Origin of the sequence: Limnobacter sp. (assembly GCF_036846585.1) — a bacterium.
Classification (GTDB): Bacteria; Pseudomonadota; Gammaproteobacteria; order Burkholderiales; family Burkholderiaceae_B; genus Limnobacter.
Map to the genome: position 1 here is coordinate 1 of NZ_DAIUBR010000010.1, position 17,342 is coordinate 17,342.

Annotated in this window: 14 protein-coding genes, 1 other RNA gene and 1 pseudogene; 14 read left to right on the plus strand and 2 right to left on the minus strand. The window is 54.5% G+C overall.

Annotated features, from left to right (window positions below; all coding sequences use genetic code 11):
- Positions 1-322 precede the first annotated feature (322 nt).
- Entirely contained in the window at positions 323-1,195 is an 873-nt protein-coding gene (locus V7028_RS06410; RefSeq protein WP_334119262.1) for a transglutaminase domain-containing protein, read from the plus strand.
- Here V7028_RS06410 and V7028_RS06415 read toward each other — a convergent pair whose 3' ends face one another.
- Positions 1,196-2,377, minus strand: a complete 1,182-nt coding sequence (locus V7028_RS06415) for a M20 aminoacylase family protein (RefSeq protein ID WP_334119263.1) — start codon at positions 2,375-2,377, stop codon at positions 1,196-1,198. It lies immediately after the preceding gene.
- 113 nt (positions 2,378-2,490) lie between these two features.
- Here V7028_RS06415 and V7028_RS06420 point away from each other — a divergent pair, with 113 nt between their 5' ends.
- Positions 2,491-3,585 (plus strand): aminopeptidase, encoded by a 1,095-nt coding sequence (locus V7028_RS06420; protein WP_334119264.1) that lies wholly within the window; start codon positions 2,491-2,493, stop codon positions 3,583-3,585.
- Here V7028_RS06420 and V7028_RS06425 read toward each other — a convergent pair.
- Entirely contained in the window at positions 3,574-4,377 is an 804-nt protein-coding gene (locus V7028_RS06425) for a class II glutamine amidotransferase (protein ID WP_334119265.1), read from the minus strand. The genes V7028_RS06420 and V7028_RS06425 overlap by 12 nt on opposite strands.
- Positions 4,378-4,429: 52 nt before the next feature.
- Between V7028_RS06425 and V7028_RS06430 the strand changes: the two genes are divergently transcribed.
- The 12 genes and pseudogenes from V7028_RS06430 (at position 4,430) to murD (ending at position 17,321) form a co-directional block, all read left to right on the plus strand.
- Positions 4,430-5,776: a glycerate kinase type-2 family protein gene (locus V7028_RS06430; RefSeq protein ID WP_334119266.1), complete on the plus strand. Its 1,347-nt coding sequence runs from the start codon at positions 4,430-4,432 to the stop codon at positions 5,774-5,776.
- Between the two features lie 64 nt (positions 5,777-5,840).
- On the plus strand, positions 5,841-6,962 hold the full coding sequence (pyrC, locus tag V7028_RS06435) for a dihydroorotase (protein WP_334119267.1): 1,122 nt from the start codon (positions 5,841-5,843) through the stop codon (positions 6,960-6,962).
- Positions 6,963-7,087: 125 nt separating this feature from the next.
- Positions 7,088-7,684 (plus strand): annotated as a pseudogene (locus V7028_RS15305) (DUF3025 domain-containing protein); the annotation flags it as partial.
- A gap of 83 nt (positions 7,685-7,767) precedes the next feature.
- Positions 7,768-8,170: RNase P RNA component class A (gene rnpB, locus V7028_RS06440), an RNA gene on the plus strand.
- Positions 8,171-8,398: 228 nt separating this feature from the next.
- Positions 8,399-8,827 (plus strand): division/cell wall cluster transcriptional repressor MraZ, encoded by a 429-nt coding sequence (gene mraZ / locus V7028_RS06445; protein ID WP_334119268.1) that lies wholly within the window; start codon positions 8,399-8,401, stop codon positions 8,825-8,827.
- A gap of 2 nt (positions 8,828-8,829) precedes the next feature.
- Positions 8,830-9,792, plus strand: coding sequence for a 16S rRNA (cytosine(1402)-N(4))-methyltransferase RsmH (gene rsmH / locus V7028_RS06450; RefSeq protein WP_334119269.1), 963 nt, complete (start codon positions 8,830-8,832; stop codon positions 9,790-9,792).
- Positions 9,780-10,061 carry a cell division protein FtsL gene (gene ftsL, locus V7028_RS06455; RefSeq protein WP_334119270.1) on the plus strand — a complete coding sequence of 94 codons (282 nt, stop codon included), beginning with the start codon at positions 9,780-9,782 and terminating at the stop codon, positions 10,059-10,061. Before rsmH ends, ftsL begins: the two co-directional genes overlap by 13 nt.
- A gap of 34 nt (positions 10,062-10,095) precedes the next feature.
- Entirely contained in the window at positions 10,096-11,808 is a 1,713-nt protein-coding gene (locus V7028_RS06460; RefSeq protein WP_334119346.1) for a peptidoglycan D,D-transpeptidase FtsI family protein, read from the plus strand.
- Positions 11,805-13,301, plus strand: a complete 1,497-nt coding sequence (locus V7028_RS06465) for a UDP-N-acetylmuramoyl-L-alanyl-D-glutamate--2,6-diaminopimelate ligase (protein ID WP_334119271.1) — start codon at positions 11,805-11,807, stop codon at positions 13,299-13,301. Before V7028_RS06460 ends, V7028_RS06465 begins: the two co-directional genes overlap by 4 nt.
- Positions 13,294-14,688: a UDP-N-acetylmuramoyl-tripeptide--D-alanyl-D-alanine ligase gene (locus V7028_RS06470; protein ID WP_334119272.1), complete on the plus strand. Its 1,395-nt coding sequence runs from the start codon at positions 13,294-13,296 to the stop codon at positions 14,686-14,688. Before V7028_RS06465 ends, V7028_RS06470 begins: the two co-directional genes overlap by 8 nt.
- Positions 14,678-15,832, plus strand: coding sequence for a phospho-N-acetylmuramoyl-pentapeptide-transferase (gene mraY, locus V7028_RS06475; RefSeq protein ID WP_334119273.1), 1,155 nt, complete (start codon positions 14,678-14,680; stop codon positions 15,830-15,832). Before V7028_RS06470 ends, mraY begins: the two co-directional genes overlap by 11 nt.
- A 10-nt stretch (positions 15,833-15,842) precedes the next feature.
- Entirely contained in the window at positions 15,843-17,321 is a 1,479-nt protein-coding gene (gene murD / locus V7028_RS06480; protein ID WP_334119274.1) for a UDP-N-acetylmuramoyl-L-alanine--D-glutamate ligase, read from the plus strand.
- The last annotated feature ends 21 nt before the right edge of the window (positions 17,322-17,342 follow it).

The following is a 17,342-nucleotide window of genomic DNA, read 5'->3' on the forward strand; positions in this document are numbered from 1 at the left end:
ATAAAAACCCCGCTCTCAAAAAGAGGCGGGGTTTTTTATTTCTACAAATACTTTTCTTATTTCCAGAACGGACCCTTTTGTTTCGGGTTCGTAAGTCAGATCTGCAGATTTGTAGTAATCCGTTATTCTTGCTGCCTCTCTTTCGTTTAAAGCCGCATGAATGTTTAGTAGTTTAAATGGTGCGTCTAGCCTAGCATGGTTCAAGGTTCGTCTTGTTGTCTTGTTGGCGTTGATAATTTTGCCCCCTACTCTTCTGGCTACAGCGGAGTCCCGTACCCAGTATCTCGAAAAACATTTGCTTAGGGTTATTTCAAAACCTGGCTTGAATGTTGATGACCGTTTGGATGCTATTTTGAAGCTGGCCAGCAATGAGCACGAAAAAGCCTGGTTGGTTTACCGGTGGGTCACACGTCATTTTCGGCACGATTCCCGTTTGGCCTCCAGAATAGGCGATCCACGCAAACACAGTCTGGATGCGCTTTACCAGCATGGGGGGGGCAGTTGTGCGGTGTATGCCGATGTGGTTCATCGTTTGCTGGCACGTGCCGGATTCGAAGTGAAAACGGTGTATGGCACTGTCAAGGCCAATGCTGGATCAACGCGGCTAGACTTGTCTGTCAATCACGTTTGGAATGCAGTAAAAATTGATGCGCAATGGCGGGTGATCGATGCAACCTGGGGTTCCGGTTATGTTGGTCCGCAAGGCTTTCAAAGTGAACAAACTGATTTGTTCTTTTTGATGCCGCCTGAGTTGGCTGTGCTCAGCCATTTCGATCATTCGGATGAACTTGGGTTTCAAAAACGTTTTGGTGTCAGTGCCAGCCTTTTTGCCAAGATGCCTGAGGATGCGGTTTATGCGGCTGCAATTGGGTTTAAGCCTGCAGACATACTTCACTTTCAGCGCCAACACACGGGGCAACCGCTGGTGAAAACTTTTGACCAGCCCGCAAGTGTGTTCCGCGTAGTACAAGCCCCTGTTCAGGGGCGGTTAAGCCGGCAACTGCAAAGCTTCAAGCTGGAAAGCGCGCAATTTGAGGAGTTGATGGTGGTTCAGGGTAAAAAGTGGAATCCCATGAGCAAAGATGGGATTCTGCATGCCTTGACCATGCTTCCAGAGCGAGGCGAGCTGATTGTCATGGGACGGCGGCCCAAGCAACACGACTACGAGGCCTTGCTGGCGTACACCGTTAAATAATTATTTTTTGCCCAGAAATTCCTGTGCGATGGCGATCCATGCTTTGACGCCCAAAGGCAATATCTTGTCGTTGAAGTCGTAACTGGGGTTGTGTAGCGTGCAGGGGCCAATCCCGTGGCCGTGCGTGCGGTGACCACCGTCGCCGTTTCCAATCCACAGGTACGCGCCGGGTTTGTGTTGCAACATGAAGGCAAAGTCTTCTGCGCCCATGGTGGGCGGCAAGTTGGTGTGGACGCTGTCTACTTCTGGCAGTTTTTCCAGGGCGAACCTGGCCAAGGCAGCCATGTCGGCAGTATTGATGGTGGGGGGGTATTTTCGTTCAAACTGAAATGTTGCTGATGCGCCGAAAGCGGCGCACAGATCACTGCTCAGTTTTCGCATATGGCTTTCGATCAGGTCCAGTGTTTCAATGCTGAATGTTCTTACTGTGCCTTGCAGGGTAGCTCGATCGGGAATGACGTTGTTGGCCTCACCCGCGTTAATTTGAGTCACTGAAAGCACCGCGGGATCCACGGGTCTGCATGTGCGGCTGATGATGGTTTGAAATGCGATGATCAGTTGCGCGGCAACGACCACCGGATCAATTCCCAGATCGGGCATGGCGGCGTGCGCACCCTTTGCATGAATTTCGATTGAGAATTCGTTGCTGGAAGCCATCACAGGACCAACATGCGCGGCAAACTCGCCTTCACGCAGGCCTGGCCAGTTGTGCATGGCAAATACGGCATCAACGGGGTAACGTTCAAACAAGCCGTCTTCGATCATGCGCCGTGCGCCGGCGCCCCCTTCCTCGGCGGGCTGGAATATCAGCACCACACTGCCTTCAAAATTGTTGTTCTCGGCGAATTCTTGCGCAGCACCCAACAGCATGGCGACATGGCCATCGTGGCCGCATGCATGCATTTTCCCGGGGTGCTTTGATGCATGCGGAAATTCATTGCGTTCTTGAATGGGCAGTGCATCCATGTCAGCCCTCAGGCCAATCGATTTACCTGTGCCCAGCTTGCCATTGAGCATGCCAACCACACCCGTTTCGCCCACGCCTGTTTCGACCTGATAGCCCAATTCGCGCAGTCGCGTGGCGACGATGTTGGCCGTGCGGTTTTCCTGATAGCGCAGTTCCGGGTGGGCGTGGATGTCTCTGCGGGTGTTCACCCAGAGTTCAATTTTGCTTGGAGTCACAACATACTTCACTGATTGGTACAAGTTTCAAGAATCGCAGGTTTTCTGCCGCGTTGCAATCGCTGTGCTTTAGTATGGTGCGTTGTCATTTCACAATTTGGTTGGGGTGGGTTGTGCGTAGAAGTGTGCTGGTGGCTTTGGCGGTGTTGTTTGCTGGCTTTTTGGGGGCGTGCAGTACAGGAGCTTATTTCTGGCAGGCCACCACCGGGCATTTGAAAGTGTTGGCTTCAGCCAAGCCCATTGATGCCGTGCTGGCAACGCCCGACACGCCTGCAAAGTTGCGTACGCAGCTGAAATATGTTCAGCAAATTCGAGCGTTCTCTGTGACCCGGCTTGGTCTGCCGGACAATCGCAGTTACAGGTCTTATGCAGACTTGAATCGTCCCTACGTGGTGTGGAATGTGGTGGCGGCGCAGCCAGACAGCCTGACCTTGAATACCTGGTGTTTTCCGTTCACCGGCTGTATTTCCTACAAGGGGTTTTACAAAGAGGAGGACGCGGTCAAGTTGGGAAATTCTTTGCGCAGTGAGGGGTTGGACGTGGCGGTGTTGGGTGTGCCGGCGTATTCAACATTGGGTTTTACTCCGGATCCGGTGTTGAGCACCTTCGTTTACTTCCCTGCCGGCGAGTTGGCCAGGCTGATTTTTCATGAATTGGCGCATCAGGTGATTTACATCGCAGATGACACCATGTTCAACGAAAGTTTTGCGACGGCCGTCGAGGAACTGGGGGTAAATGAATGGTTGAACCAAGAGGGGAATGCACCGTTGCGTGCGCCGTACGAGGTGTTTGATGGACGCAGGGCGGCTTTTCGATTGATGTTGGCGCGGGCGCAAGATGATTTGAGAGCTATTTACTCTGACCCGGCATTGGTAGAAAGCGGGACGGTTTTGCAGGCCAAGGCCGAGCGGTTGGCGCTATTGCGGACGGAATATTCCGGTTTAAAGGCAAGTTGGGGTGGTTGGGCTGGATACGACCGTTTCATGGCAGATGATTTGAACAATGCCAAGTTGGGTGTGTCGGGTCTGTATACCCGGCACGTGCCGGCCTTCAAGGCCTTGTTTGTTCACTGCGAATCAAACTTTCCTGATTTTTACAAGGCGGTTGATGCGCTGGGTGCCAAGCCAGCGGCCGAGCGTGATGGTTTGCTGCAAGCCATTCGCTCGGGAGATTTCAGCCAGATCGATCTTGGGTGCTCAGGCTTTTAATAACTGGCCGTTTTTCAGCACCGGGAGGCCGTCTTCAAACACCAAAAATGAGTGTGGTTCATAGGGGGTCCACACTTCGTCATGGGTCAGGGCGGTTGTTGCGATAACCGCCACCCGATCGTTCTGGGTGGTCACCGCGCCGAAATCGACTTGAATATCGCAATCGACCAGGTGGGCATTCTTGAATGGATGCGCACGCACAATGTATTCCAGTTTGGTGGAGCAGTGGGTGAACATGGCCTGTCCGTTGGACAGCAGCATGTTGAATGTTCCATGTTCCGCTATCTGCGCACACACGGGGCGCAATACTTCATCGATTTCCTGCACGCTGGGTCGATTGGATCGAGTGCGGTACCCAAATTTGTTTTTAAGGGTTTGCAGCAATAGGCAGAATGCCTGTTCGCTGTCAGTTTCCCCAATTGGAAGAAAGTCGCCTTGCAGTGTGGGGTTGAAGTTTTTGAGGTCGCCGTTGTGTGCGAAAACCCATGCTTGTCCCCACAGTTCCCGAATGAACGGATGGCAGTTTTGTAGTTTGACTTGCCCTACAGTGGCTTTGCGAATGTGTGAGATGACGTTGTAGGAACGGATGGGGTAGTTGCGAATCAGCTCGGCCACGGGGGAGTCGGCGGCGGGGCGGTGGTCGATGAAACACCGGGCTGCAGAGCCTTCGAAAAAGGCGATGCCCCAACCGTCAGCATGTTCATCGGTGAGGCCGCCACGCTTGGCAAAACCCTCAAATGAGAATTGGATGTCGGTCGGTGTGTTGCAGTTCATGCCGAGCAGTTGACACATGGTTTAATACATAAATGGTTGATTGACTGATTTTTATTTTAAGAGACTTTTCATGTCTGCGATGGAAGATTTTTACAAAGACTTGCTGACACAGGTTTTTAACACCGGTGTGCAGGCCGCTCAACCTGACCAGGCCATTCAGGGTGCCTGGGATTCGCACATTGCCTCTTGGCTGGAGCAAATGGCACCGGAACGCGAGCGGGTTTGGGTGTTTGGGGCCGGGAAGGCGGCCGCTTCGATGGCCAAGGCCCTTGAGGTCGCGGTAAACGGCAAAGAGGCGTTGCAGGGTTTTGTGGTGACCCGGCGTGGCCATGACGTAAAAACCTCGACGATTGAAGTGGTTCAGGCGGCACACCCGGTGCCAGACGAAGATGGACAACGTGCGGCGCGCCGCTTGTACAAGTCCATTTCTGAGGTGCCTTCAAGTGACGCGGTGATTGCCCTGGTTTCGGGGGGGGGGTCGAGCCTGTTGAGCGTGCCGGTTCGAGACATTCCTTTTGTGGATTTGCAGCAGTTGAATCGCGCTTTGTTGTCGTGCGGCGCACCTATTGATGAAATGAATACTGTGCGAAAGCATGTCACCCTGACCCTGGGCGGGCAGTTGGCGCAGGTTTGTCGCGCACCGGTTTTTCAGTTGCTGATTTCTGATGTGCCCGGGGATGATCCCTCGTCAATCGCCTCAGGGCCGTTCAGTCCGGATGAAAGCACGTTCCACGATGCCGTGGAGGTGTTGCGTCGCTGGGCGGTGCAGGTGCCGCATTCGATTTCTCGCCATTTGGAGAAAGGGGTACGCGGCGAGGTTGCGGACACGCCCAAACGCAGTTCATTGGTGTTCAGGAAGGTGAAAACGCATTTACTGGCCAGTAATTTGAAGTCGCTCAATGCGGTGACGCAACACCTTGAGGGCAAAGGCTACAAGGTTTTGAACCTGGGCGATACGCTTGAAGGCGAGGCCCGGGATGTGGCGCAGGTGCATGCCGCAATCGCGCGGCAGGCGGCCATGGGGCAGGGGGGCTGGCCTGCTGCGCCTTTGGCCATTGTCAGTGGTGGCGAATGCACGGTGACCTTGAATGAAACACAGATGCGCCAGGCCAGGGGCGGGCGTAATTCTGAATTTTTGTTGGCACTTGCGTTTTATCTGCGTGACCTGAATGCCGATGTGGACGTGGCTGCCCTTGCTGCTGACACGGACGGCATTGATGGAATTGGTGGGCATGCTGGTGCATTGATGTTGCCCGGTGACCGTCAGTTGTGCAAAAGTGCCAAATTGGCGCCGCAGTTGCACCTGGACCAACACACCAGTTACGACTATTTCAAGCGTCTGGATCGCCTGTTGATGACCGGACCAACAATGACGAATGTGAATGACTTGAGGATAATTCTGATCGGCAAGCCTTGAGAGGTCCATGCAAGACAAGTGGGGTAAAATAAGTCTCACTTTCTTTAACTTTGCGCCGCCTCCCATGATTCAGACCATTCAAATTTCACCTCCCGATGATTGGCATTTGCACCTTCGCGATGGTGAGGCTTTGGCGTGTGTGGTTGCGGCAACGGCGCTTAATTTTCGCCGAGCAATTGTTATGCCGAACTTGAAGCCGCCCGTCACCACGGTGGATCAGGCTGTGGCGTATCGCGGCCGAATTCTTGCCGCAATTGAGAAGGCCTGCGCAACCGGCAATTACACAGCGGAAGAACAGGCGGTGATGCGGCAGTTTGAACCCCTGATGGTGCTTTACCTGACTGGCACTACCAACCCGCAGGAAATTGAAAAGGCGGCCCGCAGTGGCGTGGTAAAGGCTGTGAAGTTGTACCCGGCGGGTGCAACCACCAATTCGGATGCTGGCGTATCTGATTTGCTGGGGCAGTGCGGCGCTGTGCTGCACGCCATGGAGGAACATGGCGTGCCTTTGTTGGTGCATGGTGAAGTGACAGACACGGATGTGGATGTGTTCGATCGCGAAGCCGCGTTTGTTGAAACAGTGATGAAGCCGCTGCGCAAGCAGTTTCCGAATCTGCGCGTGGTGTTTGAACACATCACGACGGAGCAGGCTGCAACTTTTGTAACCGAAAATTCAGGCCGGGATTCGCAGGGCCGTTTGCTGCTGGCCGCCACCATTACGCCCCAGCATTTGCTGTACAACCGCAATGCCTTGTTCAAGGGTGGCTTGCAACCCCATTGGTATTGTTTGCCGGTGCTGAAAAGGGAAGTGCATCGCAAGGCTTTGTTGACGGCGGCCACCAGTGGCTTGCCGCAATTCTTTTTGGGCACAGACAGTGCACCCCACGCCAAACACTTGAAGGAAATGTCGTGTGGTTGCGCGGGGTGTTATTCCGCACCCTATGCAATGGCGATGTACGCAGAGGCATTTGAGCAGGTTGGCGCATTGAATGATGCGGTGTTGTTTGAACAGTTTTGCAGTTTGAATGGCCCGGCTTTTTATGGCTTGCCGGTCAATGAAGGTACTTTCGTCATGCAGCGCAAGAAGTTCGATGTGCCCACGCACTTGCCCTTCGTTACCGAGAGCGGCATTGTGCCGCTTCGCGCTGGCGAGACGTTGGACTGGACTGTAACTCGCCTGGTTTGACTGGCATGCAGCTGCCCTGGCTTTGGCCCTACGGTGGGGATTCCGCGCGGTTTGAACCCGCGGGCCTGGCCGCTGGTGGGGTTGCGCATCGATTGAATCGGGCGTGTTCAAACGCTGGTTTGCTTATGCCCGAATTCGCTGCTTCAAGCGACACGCTTGGTGCGCTTGACTACGAGCGCCGGGTGCATGCTGGTGAAATACCCACGCGCGACCTTGCGCACGACTGGTACAACGGCTTGGTGTGGTTGTACTTTCCCCAAGCCAAGCAGCAAATCAATACACATCACATTGTGGACTCACAACGTTTGATCGCGCAGTCGTCGAACGGTCGAAGCCGGTTTCGCGATGCCCTTACCCTGTTTGATGAAAGTGGTGCCGTGCTGTTGACCACAGATGCTGCTCTGTTGTCGGCCTTGTTGAATCACGACTGGCAAGCATTGTTTGCGAAAAACCGTTCCGTTTGGGCTGGGCGTGCGCGGGTGTTGATTGTGGGGCATGGCCTGCTTGATTCCATGCATCGGCCGCACAAAGGCCTGTGTGCAAAGGTAATTCCGGTGCTGGTGCCCCGTGTTGATTTGGGGGCGAATGAGTTGCAGGTCTTGCTGCTCAAGCTGGTTGACGAGATTCGGGATTCCGGTAATTTCAGCCCGATGCCGGTGATGGGTGTGCCGGGGTGGTTCGATGAATCGAACGCTTCGGGTTTCTACAGTGACACATCGGTGTATCGTGCGAAGCCAACAAGAAGCAATGCTTCATCGCATGAAAGATTGGCATTTGTGTGGGATGGGTCTACACTGTGCAGCGGAAAGTGCGCCGGACAGTCGCTGCCTGAATTTCAGGGAGAGGAAAGTCCGGACTCCAGTGAGCGCGGTGCTGGTTAACGACCAGGCGTTATAAGGTTTTGGCAACAAGACCGAAGGCGACGGAAAGTGCAACAGAAAACACACCGCCGATGGAAAGGAAACTTTCACAGGCAAGGGCGAACCGGAGGTGTAAGAGACCCCCGCAGACTTGGCGACAAGGCTGGCTAGGTAAACCCCACTTGGAGCAACACCAAATAGGCGCGCAGGCGCTTAGGCGCCAACGGCGCTCCCCGTGCGCGCGGGTAGGTGGCTTGAGCTGAAGAGTAATCTTCAGCCTAGAGGAATGATTGTCACTTTGGCCGCAAGGCCATTGAACAGAATCCGGCTTACAGGCGCGCTTTCCGCATTCCCCAATTCGATTTAACTTCCGGCGGTTTTTCTTAAGACATTACTTTCAGTGTTGTCTTTACATCCTTATTTTTTCAATTGTTTTTCCATATTGTTTTCTCGGAAGTCTCTCTAAGTCCTTGGTTGTAAAGCCTTTTCTCGCGGGAATTGCTTGACCACTTATTTCATAATGCGTAAAGTGGTGATTCGTGGGGATTTGTGTGATTTTGTGGGAAATTAATTCACGTGTATCAAGGTAGTTCTTCCTTATCGATGGATGCAAAGGGGCGCATGAATGTGCCGCAGAAGCATCGTGATGCGCTGCAAACGCAGTGCGAGGGGGCCTTGACGCTTACGAAACATCCCAACGGCTGTTTGCTGATGTTTCCTCGCCCCACTTGGGAACAGCATCGCGAGAAAATTGCCGCTTGGCCCATGTCTGCCCGTCCCTGGCAGCGAATTTTTCTCGGTTTTGCAACCGATGTTGAAATTGATTCTGCGGGCCGTATTCTGGTTTCGCCAGAATTGCGTGAAGCTGCATCGCTGAGCAAGGAAGTCATGTTGCTGGGCATGGGCAGTCATTTCGAGATCTGGGATTCCACGCTGTTGAAGGTGGAAGAGGAAAAGGCGATTGCTGCTGGCATGCCTGAATCACTGAACGAATTCAGTTTCTGAAGGTGAGTATCAATGAACACATCCCCGTGCTTCTTCAGCCCACGGTTGACGCCCTGTTGCACAAACCCGACGGGGTCTATCTGGACTGCACATTTGGTCGCGGCGGCCACAGCCGCGCATTGCTTGCCGGCTTGTCTGCCCAAGGGCGCCTTGTTGCGCTGGACCGCGATCCGCAGGCGGTGCAGGCCATGAGCGAAATCAAGGATCCCCGTTTTCAAGGTGTTCGCAGCGCTTTTGCTGAACTTGAGTCAGCGCTCGATTCGCTGGGTATTGATCAGGTGGATGGCGTGCTGATGGACATCGGTGTTTCTTCACCCCAAATCGATCAGGCTGAGCGGGGTTTCAGTTTCCGCAGGGATGGTCCTTTGGACATGCGCATGGATCCGCAGGCTGGACAGTCAGCGGCCGATTTTCTTGCCCGGGCAGATGTCCGGGAAATCAAAGAGGTGATAAAAAATTATGGGGAAGAACGGTTTGCTGTTCAGATTGCAACAGCGATTGTTGCTCGCCGCACGCAGCGGCCGATCACTACAACACTCGACCTTGCCCAGATCGTGGCAGGGGCAGTTCGCACGAGGGAGCCGGGCCAAGACCCTGCAACGCGCACCTTTCAGGCTTTACGGATTCACGTCAACCAGGAGCTTGCGCAGCTCGAACAAGGTTTAACGGCAGCGTTCAAGCGCTTGAAAGTGGGGGGGCGACTGGCGGTGATCAGTTTCCATTCACTTGAAGACAGAATCACCAAGCAGTTCATTGAAAAGCTGGCCAATCCGAAGTCGCAGCAGGATGCGCGCTTGCGCAAGCTGCCCTTGCCCGAACCCACGCCATTGATGAAAAAGCTGGAGCGGATCAAGCCCGGCAAGGACGAGTGCGAATTGAACCCGCGCTCTCGTTCATCCGTGTTGCGGGTCGCTGAAAAACTGGCTGAGTTGCAAGGCAGGGAGGAGGGTGCATGGGGCGCTTGAATATCTTGCTGTTGGCCTTGGTTATTTTCTGTGCCATGTTGGTGGTTGAGCAACAGCATGAAGCGCGCACTTTGTTCGTTGCGCTTGGGCAGGAGCAACAGGCCGAGCAGCAGATCGAAGTGGCATTTACCCGCTTGCAGCTGCAGCAGGTGACATTGGCCAAAGGTGAGCGGGTTGATGAGGTGGCCCGAACGAAACTTGACATGAGCCCACCGGCCCCGGGGTCGGTGGTGTTCATGCCCTTGGACGGAGGCTTTCAGCGTGAGTAAAGCCGTTCGGTTTGGTGGATCAGAATTGTTGGAAATGCGATTGCCAGCCTGGCGGTCGCGTTTTGTTTTGGTGTGCATCTTTCTGGCTTTCGGTGGCTTGATTGCCCGCGCTGCTTACCTCCAAATAATTTCCAACGACTTTTTGCAGGAACAGGGCGCCAAGCGGCTGGAGCGTACATTGCCCTTGCAGGCAAGCCGTGGCAGTTTGCTGGACAGGAATATGGTGGTGCTGGCCCAAAGTGTGCCTGCGCAGGCCGTGTGGTACGACGGGCGCCGGATTGTGGACGCCAAAGACGACGATTTACGCAAGTTGGCGGCAGTGCTGGGCTTGAAGCCTGAGCGAATGATCAAGCAAATGCGCACTGACAGCAAGCGTGCCTTTGTGTACCTGGATCGGCAGGTGGATTCCGATGTTGCAGCCAAGGCCAAAGCGCTGAAAATTCCGGGGCTGGGGTTTGTGACCGAGAGTAAGCGCTACTATCCGCAAGGCGAGACCATGGCGCATTTGGTGGGCTTCACCAGCATTGAAGACAAAGGCCAGGAGGGTGTTGAGCTGGCCTTCAATGAACGACTGACCGGTGAGGATGGTGAGCGCAATGTGATTCGCGACCGCTTGGGCAATGTGATTGAAGACATTCGTGAGCTGCGCCCCCCGGTCAATGGGCATGACCTGGTGTTGTCTGTCGATGCCGATGTGCAGTACATCGTGTTGTCGGAATTGAAAAAAGCAGTGGAATTTCACAAGGCGAAGGGCGCTGCTGCAGTGGTGCTGGATGCGAAAACAGGTGAATTGCTGGCCATGGCCAACATTCCCACGTACGACCCCAACAACCGCGGTCAATTGCATGGCGAGAAGCTGCGCAACCGTGTGTTTACGGACATGTTTGAACCCGGTTCAACCTTAAAGCCATTTGGCGTGGCTTTGGCGATGGAGCAAGGCAAGGTAAAGGCCAGCACAAAAATTGACACCGGCAATGGCCGTTTGTCCATTGGCCCTGCCACCATTCATGACACCAAGCCGCATGGTGTCATGACAGTCGAAGAAATCATTCAAAAATCCAGCAACGTGGGCACATCCAAAATTGTTCTGGATCTGGAGCGCAAAGACCTGTGGGACTTCTTTAACCTGCTTGGCTTTGGTCAAACCCCGTCCATCGCATTTCCTGGGTCTGTTGCTGGCCGTGTTCGTCCGTGGAAAAAATGGCGGCCGATTGAGCAAGCTACCATGTCGTATGGGCACGGAATCTCAGTCTCATTGATCCAGTTGGCGCAGTCCTACACCATCTTTGCAAACAAAGGGCGATTCGTTCCAGCATCGCTGATCAAGCGCGGGCCGCTGGATCCGGTTGTTTCGCACCAGGTGGTCAGTGCCAAGGTGGCAGACAGCATGCTGAATATGCTTGAGTTGGCTTCAGGACCCGAGGGAACTGCACCAAAGGCACAGGTTCAAGGCTACCGTGTTGCTGGAAAAACCGGCACCGCGCACAAGCAGGAAGCTGGCAAGTACATCAATAAATATGTGTCGTCGTATGTGGGTTTGGCACCGGTTTCTGATCCACGCGTGATCGTGGCGATCATGGTGGATGAACCAAAAAATGGTTTGTACTATGGCGGCCTGGTGGCAGCCCCTGTTTTCTCGGTGATCACAAAAAGTGTGTTGACCCGCTTGAATGTGCAGCCCGATAGCATTGAGTCCACGGAGCAGTTGCGCAAGTATGTGTCTGCACCCGCAGGGAGCCGCCTATGATCAGCGCCTATCTGCATTCAGTGACGGAAGTGTTGGCAGAATTGCACGAGCGCGGTTTTTATGCGGATTGTTCCGGTTTGGTGACCGATCACCGACGCCTGACCGGGCCGCAAGATGTGTTTCTCGCTGTGCCCGGTGAGAAGTTTGATCCCAGAAAGCTGGCCGATGATTTGTTGCGCGAACAACGCTGTGGCCTGGTGCTGGTGGATTACGATGACTTGCGCGCCTATCAAAGCGCAAGTGTCGTGCCCGTGCTGAATCTGAAAACCATGTTGGCCGAGCTTGCATTTGGTTATTACGAAACACCCAGCGATGCAATGACCGTGATTGCCGTGACTGGCACGAACGGAAAAACCACGGTGACACGCTGGTTGGCGCAAGCCTTGAACGCACTGGGTAAAAAAGCGGCGGTAATTGGCACCCTGGGTTATGGTGCGCCCGACGACCTGAAGGCGCACACTGGCTTGACCACGCCAGATGTGGTCGGCGTGCATAAAATTCTGCATGAATTGCGCCAGGGGCAGTTTGACACTGTGTGCCTTGAGGCCTCGTCCATTGGCCTGGAACAACGCCGGCTGGCTTGTGTCAGCATTGACGTGGCCGCGTACACCAATTTGTCTCAAGACCACTTGGATTATCACGGTGACATGGCGGCCTACGCCCGGTCCAAGCTGATACTGGCCAGTTGGCCCACCTTGCGATCGGCTGTGGTGAATGTGGATGATGCCTTCGGGTTGGAATTTCAGGCTTTGCTAAAAAGCCGCAATGTTGAATGTGTCTCGGTGGGTCGTTCACATGGCGCAGGTTGCCAATTGCTTGATGTGGCCCATCTTGAAAATGGTCAGCGGATACAACTGAAAGTTGACGATGTGCTGACACAATTTGAAACTGCTGTCATTGGCGATTTCAATGCCGACAACCTGGCGCTGGTTTTCGCTGTGCTGAAACAGTTGGGGCATGAGGCGCGCAACATACTGCCCGCGCTTTCGAGCGTGACGCCGCCACCGGGCCGCATGCAGCCAATTGGCGATCAACCCGCAGTGATTGTTGATTACGCGCATACCCCCGATGCCCTGGAAAAGGCATTGCAAACACTTCGACCCTTGGCAGAAAAACGAAAGGGCAAGTTGTGGGTTGTGTTTGGTTGTGGCGGTGACCGTGATCGCAGCAAGCGCCCGCTGATGGGTGCGATTGCTGCAGAACATGCGGATGTGGTGTTGATTACCTCGGACAACCCCCGAAGCGAACCACCTCAAGCCATTGTGGATGAAATTCGTTCGGGGGTTGATGCGCACCTGGCCGAGAAAGTACGAATTGAAGTGGATCGCGTAACGGCCATTGAAATTGCAGTTTGCAGCGCTGAGGATCGGGATGTGGTGTTGTTGGCCGGCAAAGGACACGAAGACACGCAAACCATTGGAGCCCAAGTGATTCCACATTCAGATGCGCAGTGTGCACAGTCTTTTCTGGCCAGGCGAGGTGCGCATGCTTGATATGAACTGGCCCTTGCACGATGTCGCGAAAGCCTTGGCTGCGGAACTGGTTCAGGTTGCACCCGTGACCCATGGCGATGTTCGCTTGGTTCAAACAGACAGTCGGCAGGTGAGCAAGGGCGATCTATTTGTGTGCCTGATCGGCGAGAGGTTCGATGCACACGATTTCGCTGAACAGGTTTGCAATGCCGGTGCCACCGCATTGGTGACCGACCGGACTCTGAACGTTCCCGTTGCGCAGTTTGTGGTCAGGGACACGCGCCTTGCACTGGGTGTGTTGGCCAGGGCCTGGCGCGCGCGTTTTGATTTAAAAGTATTGGCTGTGGTTGGAAGCAACGGCAAAACCACCAGCAAGGAAATGCTGGGCAGCATTTGCAAAACGCACTTTGGTGACGACAAGGTGTTGGTGACCGCTGGCAATTTGAACAACGACATTGGCGTGCCCCAAACACTGTTCAGGCTGCGCGATATTCACCGGGTGGCCGTGATTGAAATGGGCATGAATCACTTGGGGGAAATTGATTACCTGGCCGGCTTGGTGAAGCCCGATGTGGTGTTGTTGACCAACGCGCAACGCGAGCACCAGGAGTTCATGAAAACAGTGCTGGCGGTGGCGCAGGAAAATGGCAGCGCCTTTGCCCACTTGCCCGCTGATGGGGTGGCGGTTTACCCCGCATCTGTTGAATTTGAGCCGTATTGGCAAGTCCAGTCAACGGGCCAGCGCGCATTGCGTTTTGGACCTGATGCAGATTTTGAAATGGTTCCAGTGGCGCAGGCGCAATACATGGGTAGCGCTACATTGAAAACGCCTGGCGCTGCCATTGAATTAAAGCCGGCTTTTTTGGGCGAACACAATTACGCCAACGCAGCCGGTGCCGCTGCGGCAGCACATGCAGCAGGTTGTTCGGTGCAGTCCATCCAAACTGGGCTGGAACGTTTTCAGCCAGTCAGCGGACGCTTGCAAATCGCTTTGCATACGCCTTCGCTTCTGTTGATCAACGACAGTTACAACGCCAATCCCGACTCAGTGAATGCGGCCAGCAAAGTGTTGGCTGCGCAGCAGGGCAATACCTTGCTGGTGCTGGGCGACATGGGCGAAGTAGGTGATCAGTCTGATGAATACCATGCCGAGGTTGGGCTGTTTGCCAGGCAGGCGGGTGTGAAGTTGCTGTACGCACTTGGTGAGGCCACAGAGCACACCGTTTTTGCCTTTGGACAAGGTGCGCAGCATTTCAAAAATATTGACACATTAATAGACGACACCATGAACACAACAAAGCAAGGCCAATGGTCAGTGTTGGTCAAAGGATCCCGCTTCATGAAAATGGAGCGCGTGGTTCAGGCAATTGTTCAACACCACCAAGGGGGAGCAACACATGCTTCTTGAACTTACGCAGTGGCTGGCACAAGACATTCGCGCTTTCGGCGTATTCAATTACCTGACCTTGCGTGCTGTGCTGGCCTGCGCAACGGCTTTGCTGGTGGGCTTGGTTGCAGGCCCCATGGTGATCCGCAAGCTGACCCAGTACAAAATTGGCCAGTCGGTTCGGGACGATGGCCCCCAAACCCATTTGGCCAAGGCTGGGACGCCCACCATGGGTGGCGCACTGGTGCTGATCGGTATCGGTATTTCAACCTTGTTGTGGGCCGACTTGTCGAACCGCTTCGTGTGGGTGGTGATGCTGGTCACCTTCGGTTTTGGCTGGATAGGCTGGGTTGATGATTACCGCAAGGTGGTGTATCGCAATCCCAAGGGTTTGTCGGCCAAGTGGAAATATTTTTGGCAAAGCGTGGTGGGTTTGATTTGTGCGTTTTATCTGGCGTTTGCCGTGTCCGCACAAAGCGGACAAGAGGTGCTGGATATTTTCGTACAGTGGGTTGAAAGCGGGTTTTCAATGCACCTGCCCAACAACGCAGACTTGATTGTTCCGTTTTTCAAGTCCATCAGTTACCCCTTGGGTGTGTGGGGCTTCATTGCCTTGACCTATTTCGTGATTGTGGGCACCAGCAACGCGGTGAACCTGACCGATGGGCTGGACGGATTGGCCATCATGCCCACAGTGATGGTGGCTTCTGCACTGGCGATTTTTGCGTATGTGGCAGGCAATGCAGTGTATTCCAAGTACCTGTTGCTGCCCTACATACCAGGGGCAGGCGAACTGGCTGTTTTTCTTGCTGCCATTGCGGGGGCTGGTCTGGCCTTCCTCTGGTTCAATGCATACCCCGCTCAGGTGTTCATGGGTGACGTGGGTGCATTGGCCCTGGGCGGCGCGCTGGGTACAGTGGCCGTGATTGTTCGGCAGGAAGTGGTGCTGTTCATCATGGGCGGTGTGTTCGTGGCCGAAACACTGTCGGTGATGATCCAGGTGCTGTACTTCAAATACAGCGGTGGCAAGCGGGTTTTTCGCATGGCCCCCTTGCATCACCACTATGAATTGAGTGGCTGGAAAGAAACCCAGGTGGTGGTCCGTTTCTGGATCATCACCATGATTTTGGTGTTGATTGGTTTGTCTACTTTGAAACTGCGTTGAAACTAATTTAATGATGAATTCGCTTCGTGATCAATCGGTGTTGCAAGTCGGGCTCGGCGAGTCGGGCTTGGCCTGCGCGCGCTGGGCGCTTGCGCAGGGTGCCAGTTTGACGGTGATTGACACACGCGAAACGCCTCCCGGTTTGAATGAACTGCTGGCGGTTCAGCCCGATGTCCGTCTGGTGAACTCGGTAAGCGACCTGCATTGGGACTTCCAGCGCGTTGTGGTGTCGCCTGGTTTGCCGCCTTCGCACCCCTTGATGGTCGCGGTGTTGAATCAGGCTGCGCAGCATGGCACCGAAGTGGATTCTGAGCTGGATCTGTTTGCCGATGCGTTAAGCGACCTGGCCCGGGATAGGGGTTATCAGCCGCAAGTAGTTGGCATTACCGGTACGAACGGAAAAACCACCACCACGCGGATGGTGCAATGCCTGGCCCAGTTTGCAGGCAAGAATGTTGTGGCGGCAGGCAATATAAGTCCGGCGGCCATGGAGGCACTGCGGGAACAACTTGATGCAGGCGATTTGCCCGATGTGTGGGTACTTGAGCTTTCCAGTTTTCAGCTGCACTGGACCAAGCGTCTGAAGTTTGATGCATCCACGGTGTTGAACATTACGCAGGACCATCTGGATTGGCATCCTGACTTGCAAGAGTACGCGCAGGACAAGTTTCGGGTTTTCTCCGGGAATGCCGTGTGCGTGTTGAACCGCGACGATGCCCTGGTGGCCGGGGCACCATTGCCCGCTGGTGCAAATGTGTTGACGTTTGGCATCAGCGCACCAGTGAATGTCAATGATTTTGGTTTGGTGCGTGAGGGCGGCATGTTGTGGCTGACCCAACTGGTTGGCGATCAGGAGGCTGCTGTTTCTCCGCGGCGCAGAAAGCAGGAAGAATTTGAGTTGAGCCAGAAACTGTTGATGCCAATTGAGGCTTTGCAGGTGGTGGGCTTGCACAATGCGTCCAATGCGCTGGCGGCGTTGGCCATTTGTCAGGGCCTGGGAATGCCCATGGCGAAATTGTTGCATGGCCTTCGCAGTTATCAGGGCGAGCCGCACCGGGTTCAGCACGTGGTTCAAATAGATGGCGTTGATTATTTTGACGACAGCAAAGGCACCAATGTGGGTGCCACTGTCGCGGCCCTGAACGGTCTGGCCAAACCCACCGTGCTGATTGCAGGCGGGGACGGCAAAGGGCAGGATTTCTCACCCTTGATTGAACCCGTTGCCAATTATTGCAAATGTGTGGTGCTGATCGGCAAAGATGCCAATACTCTCATGACAACGCTTCAGGCCACTGATGTTCCTTGCGTGAAAGCAGACAGCCTGGCGCAGGCGGTGGGTGTGGCGGCAAGCAAGGCAATCGCCGGCGATTGCGTGTTGTTAAGCCCTGCCTGCGCAAGCCTGGACATGTTTAAAAACTATGTGCACCGCGCAGATGTGTTTGTGGATGCCGTTCGTGCCCTGGCGGCCGAAAGGGGGCAGCCATGCTAGGAAAGTGGACCAAAAAAAACC

Excerpts from the sequence above, each read along its gene's own strand:
- V7028_RS06465 (WP_334119271.1), top strand. The coding sequence starts at position 11,805 with ATGATCAGCGCCTATCTGCATTCAGTGACGGAAGTGTTGGCAGAATTG.
- V7028_RS06470 (WP_334119272.1), top strand. The coding sequence starts at position 13,294 with ATGCTTGATATGAACTGGCCCTTGCACGATGTCGCGAAAGCCTTGGCT.
- V7028_RS06425 (WP_334119265.1), bottom strand. The coding sequence starts at position 4,377 with ATGTGTCAACTGCTCGGCATGAACTGCAACACACCGACCGACATCCAA.
- V7028_RS06460 (WP_334119346.1), top strand. The coding sequence starts at position 10,096 with ATGCGATTGCCAGCCTGGCGGTCGCGTTTTGTTTTGGTGTGCATCTTT.
- V7028_RS06430 (WP_334119266.1), top strand. The coding sequence starts at position 4,430 with ATGTCTGCGATGGAAGATTTTTACAAAGACTTGCTGACACAGGTTTTT.
- ftsL (WP_334119270.1), top strand. The coding sequence starts at position 9,780 with ATGGGGCGCTTGAATATCTTGCTGTTGGCCTTGGTTATTTTCTGTGCC.
- mraY (WP_334119273.1), top strand. The coding sequence starts at position 14,678 with ATGCTTCTTGAACTTACGCAGTGGCTGGCACAAGACATTCGCGCTTTC.
- murD (WP_334119274.1), top strand. The coding sequence starts at position 15,843 with ATGATGAATTCGCTTCGTGATCAATCGGTGTTGCAAGTCGGGCTCGGC.
- pyrC (WP_334119267.1), top strand. The coding sequence starts at position 5,841 with ATGATTCAGACCATTCAAATTTCACCTCCCGATGATTGGCATTTGCAC.